This window comes from Aquimarina hainanensis (assembly GCF_042684685.1).
Classification (GTDB): domain Bacteria; phylum Bacteroidota; class Bacteroidia; order Flavobacteriales; family Flavobacteriaceae; genus Aquimarina; species Aquimarina hainanensis.
In genome coordinates this window covers 387,542-394,277 of record NZ_JBHULX010000048.1, presented here as the reverse complement: position 1 = coordinate 394,277, position 6,736 = coordinate 387,542, and the positions used below count along the sequence as shown (strand labels likewise).

At 33.9% G+C, this 6,736-nt stretch carries 4 protein-coding genes; 2 read left to right on the top strand and 2 right to left on the bottom strand.

The genetic code is table 11. The features are described 5' to 3' along the window. Positions 1-249 precede the first annotated feature (249 nt). Both ACFSTE_RS22825 and ACFSTE_RS22820 read left to right on the top strand, forming a co-directional pair. Positions 250-918, top strand: coding sequence for a phosphatase PAP2 family protein (locus tag ACFSTE_RS22825; protein ID WP_368660063.1), 669 nt, complete (start codon positions 250-252; stop codon positions 916-918). 14 nt (positions 919-932) lie between these two features. Further along, positions 933-2,543: an ArnT family glycosyltransferase gene (locus ACFSTE_RS22820; RefSeq protein WP_176026901.1), complete on the top strand. Its 1,611-nt coding sequence runs from the start codon at positions 933-935 to the stop codon at positions 2,541-2,543. On the opposite strand, the gene ACFSTE_RS22815 is transcribed toward ACFSTE_RS22820, so the two are convergent. Further along, positions 2,540-5,515: a DNA polymerase III subunit alpha gene (locus ACFSTE_RS22815; protein WP_378253828.1), complete on the bottom strand. Its 2,976-nt coding sequence runs from the start codon at positions 5,513-5,515 to the stop codon at positions 2,540-2,542. The genes ACFSTE_RS22820 and ACFSTE_RS22815 overlap by 4 nt on opposite strands. Before the next feature lie 12 nt (positions 5,516-5,527). Beyond that, a complete protein-coding gene (locus ACFSTE_RS22810; RefSeq protein ID WP_176026899.1) occupies positions 5,528-6,727 on the bottom strand; it encodes a DNA polymerase Y family protein in 1,200 nt (399 codons plus the stop codon). Positions 6,728-6,736 lie beyond the last annotated feature (9 nt).

The following is a 6,736-nucleotide window of genomic DNA, read 5'->3' as shown; positions in this document are numbered from 1 at the left end:
ACTACTACTGTGGGAGAGTAGGTCGCCGCCTTTTTTGATGCCCTTCATTGTTTAATGGAGGGCATTTTTTTTGTTGTATAGTTCTCAGCAGGTGTACTTACTACCTATAACCTAAATACCCCATCCTATAGAAGAGAACTGTTTTCTTCCTTATGTTGCCTGTGATGATTATTTGATAATAATCTCTTTTCCTAAATATTACATTTTATTTTCTTCTCTGCTTTATTTTTGAGTAAATAACATATAACAATGAAGAAGGTTTTTTTCTCTAATTTTGTCCCGTATTTATTCTTTTTAATTATATGTTTCCCTCTTATTTTTTTGCGAAAAGGTTTAATTGTCGTTTTTCTTAATAATTTACAAACTCCCATTCTGAATATTTTTTTTATTAATATAAGCAAGATAGGAAATGGGGTTACTATAGGTATTGTAGGGCTATTTATAGGGTTACTTTGTCGATTTAAATGGTTTTATATGTTTGTTTTGGCCTTTTGTTTCCAATTAATGTTCGTTTTGTTATTCAAACAGTTATTATTCCATAATCTTCATAGACCCTTTCTGTTATTAAAAGAAACAGACTCAATACATCTGGTAAAGCTGATAGAGGGAGTAAAAATACGATATGTTAATTCTTTTCCTTCAGGACATACAACCTGTATCTTTTTTATTGTTTCATTTCTTTCTGTTTTAATTAAAAAGAGAATGATTAGTTGGGGCTTGTTTGTCATTGGTCTGTTAGTCGGTATTTCTAGAATATATTTAGTTCAACATTTTTTTGTGGATGTCTATTTTGGAATATGTTTCGGAACGGTTTCTTCTTTATTAGCTTATTGGGTCGTAAAGGTGTATCCCAAAATCTGGTTTGAAGATAAGCTGAGAATACGTATTTCGTTAGAGAGAAAAAGAGCATGGGATTAACTTAATCAATTTTTATGATGAGTTTATTGCTAATTAAGCTGAATACTATTATTAACTATCGTTACCTGGCGGGGCTTATTTTTCTGGTTTCTGTTTTTGTATGCGCTTTTAATATTGGGGGGTATGCTATTTATATATTAGATGAGGCTAAAAATAGTGAGGCAGCGAGAGAGATGTTGTTACATGGGATGTTATATAAGCCAACATTTAATAATATATTAAGGACAGATAAGCCTCCTCTGCATTATTTTTTTATGATATTAGGGTATAAAATTTTTGGTGTAGGGGCGTTTGGAGCTCGTTTTTTTTCGAGCATATTTGGCGGATTGACATTGCTGATTACCTATTTATTTTTATCTAAAGTTAAACATCGTCATTTTGCCTTGGTAGCAGTTTTTGTATTATTATCCTCTCTTTTTTTTATTCAAGAGTTTCACCTCTCTGTTCCAGATCCATATTTAATTTTTTTTCTAAGTGCTGCTTTGTTTAGTTTTTACCTTTTTTATGGAGAAAAAAAGAAAAAATGGTTGTGGTTATTTTATCTCAGCTTAGGCTTAGGAATTCTCACAAAGGGACCAGTGAGTATACTACTTCCCGGAGGGATTGTATTTCTTTTTTTACTTTTTAGAAAAGAGCTTACTTTTTCTAATATAAAAGAAATAGAACCTATTGTTGGTTTAGGTGGAGTATTACTTATAAGTGCTCCCTGGTTTTATATGGCGCATATAACGACAGAAGGAGAATGGACAAAAGGTTTTTTTATAGGGCATAATCTGAATAGGTTCGGAACAGAAATGGAAGGACATGGTGGTGGTTATGGAATGATATTTTTATTCGTGATTTTGGGGTTATTGCCTTTTTCCGTTTTTCTGCCTCAAAGCCTTGTACATGCCTGGAAGCATCGAAAGAAGGATCCATTGATTTTATTTTCTTTGGTGGTTACAAGTGTATTTATCCTTTTTTTTAGTATGTCCAGTACAAAATTACCGAATTATCCAATGCCGTGTTATCCTTTTATTTCAATAATGATTACCGCCTTTTTCCTGGAAGTATATAAAAAAAGAGATAAGAAGGTTTTGTCTGTGGGGTTATGGGGGCTGCTGATCTTGTGTATATTATTACCTGTTGCCGGATATATTGTATTGAGAATAGAAAAACAATTAGTGGGAGTGCAGGGGCATGCGTTATTTTTATTGATAGTAACTTTTGGTGCGATTATAGGCTTTTGGTTTTATAAAAAAGATAAGATTATCAAAAGCTTCTTATTTTTTGGTGGTAGCTGGATTGTACAAGGAATGGTTTTATTTGGGGTTGTGTTTCCTAAATTGATTGCTCAAAGTCCTGTCGTGTTGGCAAAAAAAGTGATTGATAAAAATACAGATGTACTTGTTTATAAACGTTTTGATGCGTCATTTCCAATTAATTTTCATAAAACATATGCTGTAGTTAACACCGTAGAGGAAGTAGTTGCTTTTCTCAATAACAATCCGAATGGAGTTGTGATGACGAATAAACGCGGGGCAAAAGAGACCCTGGGTATCCTTGAATCGGCAGAAATTATGATGGAGCAGAAAGCATTATTTGAAAATCATACGACTTTGATTTTGAGAAAGAAAAGAGATTAGGTATACCTGGGATCCTGGATATAGTCTTGTTTGACGACTTTACTAATTTCGATACTAAGGAAATCAAACTCTTCAACTACTTTTCCATAGATACGGTAAATACCTTTTCCCTTTAGTTTGTATTTTTTTAGTGTATTAGGAAAAATGACAGTATCGAATATACCCCCTGTTTGGTCTAGAAATGTTCCGAATATCATTCTATGTCCATGGCTAGTAGTTGTCCGTTTGGTAGTTATTAAAAAACCATAGATGTCGATATTCTTATTGATGTAAAAAGGAAGGTGTTTTGTAGTGGTTTTGTTTACAGGGGTGTTTTTTAATAGAGGAAAATACCCTTGAAGCGGATAGCCTAGGGCTTCAATTTGCTCAAAGGCTATTTCCAGTAATGATCTATTGATTTTAGGAGGAGTATATTCTATTGGTTTGTCGGTAAATAGAGAGTTTTGTGTTTTAGGATGAGGATTTGTGAGTGTATTCAAATTAAGGTGAGCTACCCATAATAATTCAGACATTGTTTTATTGGTATAGTTAAAGGCGCCTATTTTTATCAAAATACTAAGTTGTTCAATACTGATGGAAACTCTATTTATAAAGTCTTCCAACGATAGAAACTCTCCATTAATACTGCGTTCAGAGAGAAATAATTCACTTGTTTTTGTTTCCAGGTTTCGTAGCATCATAAAGCCTAGATAAACATCTTTCCCTTTTATTACAGCCAGATAGTTGCTATTATTGATACAAGGAGTATGGATAATGCCTCCCAGGAGTTTTATTTCATGGATATACACTTCGGGCATATAAAATCCCCCTCCGTTATTTATCGTGGCTACGAGATATTCTAGAGGGTAATATGTTTTTAGGAATAAACTTTGATAACTTTCTACAGCATAAGAAGCTGAATGTCCTTTGGGAAATGCATAGCCTGCAAAACTGGATATTTGCTCCCATACTTCGTAGATGACTTTTTCTGAATATCCTTCATTTCTACAATTCGAGATGAATCGCTGTTTGACAATCTTAAATTCTTCTCTAGATCTGAATTTTCCACTCATTCCTCTTCGCAGGACATCTGCTTCATCCAGGCTAAGTTTTCCGAAATAGTGCGCTACTTTTATAACGTCTTCCTGATATACCATAATACCGTATGTTTCAGGCATTAATTTTAGCAATATAGGGTGTGCTTTATTGGTTCTGCTGGTATCGTGTTTTCTGAGGATGTATTCCCGCATCATACCGCTTTTGGCTACTCCAGGTCGAATGATGGAACTGGCAGCAACTAATCCTAGATACGAATCGGTTTTTAGTTTATGAAGAAGCATCCGCATGGCAGGAGATTCTACATAGAAACATCCGAGGCATTTGGCATTGCGAATTAAGGCATTGATATGTTTATCTTTTTTGAAAACATTGACATCGTGAATATCGAATGGGGGATGGTCAGGCTGGTTATATCGGATAATTTCTAAGGTATCTTTTATTTTAGCTAATCCTCTTTGTCCTAAAATATCAAATTTATATAAACCGATATCTTCTGCTATAATCATATCAAACTGAACTGTAGAAAATCCTTTTGGAGGCAGGTTTGTAGCACTGTAATTGTGTATCGGTGCTTCTGAGATTAAGATACCACTGGCATGGATGCTGATATAATTGGGTTTTCCCTGAATGAGCTCCCCGTATAAGAGCACAAGTTTACTAATATGATCCAACGTTTCGTATTCATAGTCCTGATTACTTAATTTATCTATTTCGAACTTAGGTAAACCAAATACTTTTCCGAGTTCCCGGACGACTCCTTTATATTGAAATGTGATATAGGTTCCTAATAGAGCTACGTGATTATGTCCGAAAGTATCAAAGATGTATCGGGTTATGTCTTGTCGGTCTTTCCAGGAAAAATCAATATCAAAATCAGGAGGGCTGGTTCGGTGAGAATTAATAAATCGCTCGAAGTATAAGTCGAGTTCTACAGGGTCAACATCTGTTATACGTAGCAAATATGCTACGATGCTATTGGCTCCGCTACCTCTTCCTACGTAATAATATTTTTTCTCTCTGGCATATTTGATGATTTTCCAGTTGATAAGGAAATAAGAAACGAAATTCATTCTATTGATCAGTTCGAGCTCTTTTGTTAATCGGTCTATGATTTTTTGAGAAGGAGATAAGGTTTTATATCGATAGATTAATCCTTCTCCGCATAATTGCTCTAATAAGATATAATCTTTTTTTCGGTCATTAGTATAGCTTTTTTTGTTGAGGGATGGTTTGTTTTTAGAAAAATCAAACTTTATGTTACACTGTTGTTGTAGAGATCGTGTATTTTCTATAATGGATGTGTATTGAGAAAATAACTGTTTTATTTCTTCAGAGGGAACCATTTTTTCAGAAAAGCAAGCTTGCTCTTTTTCCGGTAACTGACTTAATAATACATTCATGTCAATTGCTCTTAATAGGCGATGGGTATTATAGTCTTTTTTGGTTCTAAAAGTGACAGGTTGTAGTATAACACATTTATAAAGCATGTTTTTAAGGGAAGAAAAGGGGAGTTTGTTAAGGTCCTTACGGGAAACTCCAATATATTCATTCGTGCTTAGCTGAGATAATCTCATAGTTATCGCTTGTTCATAAGGGTATATGATAAAACAGTCTGTAAGTGGAGGAGCCCGGTGAGGCAATTTTTCTTTTTGGTGTAATGCAGATGATAAAAATGTATTTAATTCCCGAAATCCATTATTGTTTTTGGCTAAACCTATATATAATGAATGTGTATCATTTCTGAAGTCGATACCTACTATTGGTTTTATATTGTAATCAGGGGCTTTTCTGATAAAATTAAGGCAGGCAGAGGTATTATTAATATCCGTAAGTGCAACAGTATCTACGTTATTTTTTTGTGCTAATTCTAGAAGTTCTATTTCTGAGAAAGTACCAAACCGCATACTGTAATATGAGTGACAATTGAGATACATGGAAGAAAGGGATTATTTTTTTAGAGAAAAAGAGTTGCCGACTACATTATGATTTTTATTGTGATGTTTCGTGTCTATGGTAGTTGCTCTAATAACACTTCGTTCTCCATACAGATTTTTTATGTGGTCTAAAGCTTTGTATAACCTTAGTTGCTTTTCATTATCATCAAACAAACTGATTTGATAATTTCCTCCTACAATATGACTATAGCGTATTCCTATAAGACGTACTAAGAGTCTTTTTTGATGTAGTTTATGAAAAAGCTCAAGAATTTTGGGAATAAGAATATGGTCAGCACTGGTATAAGGAATTTTTATTTGTTTGGTGTGAGTGTTAAAATCAGAATACCGGATCTTAACAGCAATACATGCTGTTAATTTATTATCTTTTCTTAATTGGTATGCTAAATTCTCAGTCATAGCAATGAGGATACTTCTGAGTTTATAGATATCAATAGTGTCTTTGTCAAATGTTCTTTCTGTTGATATAGATTTCCGATCAGAAAAAGCAACGACAGGTGTATTGTCAATTCCGTTGGCTCTTTTCCAGATAATGATTCCGTTTTTTCCTAATACACCTTTAAGCATTTCTACCGGCATTTCCTGAAGTGTTTTGATATATCGTATTCCAAAATTTCTTAGGGTATGGTAGGTTTGATCTCCTACCATTGGGATTTTTTTGACAGATAAAGGGGCAAGAAATAGTTTCTCCTGACCAATATCAATTTTTGATTTACTATTTGGTTTTCCTTCGTTTGCAGCAATTTTAGAGACTACTTTATTGCCAGAGAGTCCGAATGATATAGGAAGTCCGGTTTCTTTTATCACTTTTTTACGTAATTCCATGGCATATTTATATACGCCAAAGAAGCGATCCATTCCGGAAAGATCAGCGTAGAATTCATCAATACTTGATTTTTCTAATACAGGGACCTGTTCTTTGATAATTTGAGTAACAACCTCTGAATATTTAGTATAGGTTGTTGTATCTCCTTTGATAATAATCGCCTCGGGGCATAATTCTCTAGCTATCTTCATAGGCATTCCTGCATGAACGCCATAAGCTCTTGTTTCATAGCTGCATGCAGCAATAACACTTCTGTCACTGGTTCCTCCTATGAGGATTGGTTTTTTAGTTAGGGATGTATTAATCAATCTTTCTACAGATACATAAAATGTATCAAGGTCAAGGTGTAAAATAGCTCTGTTCATTATAAAATA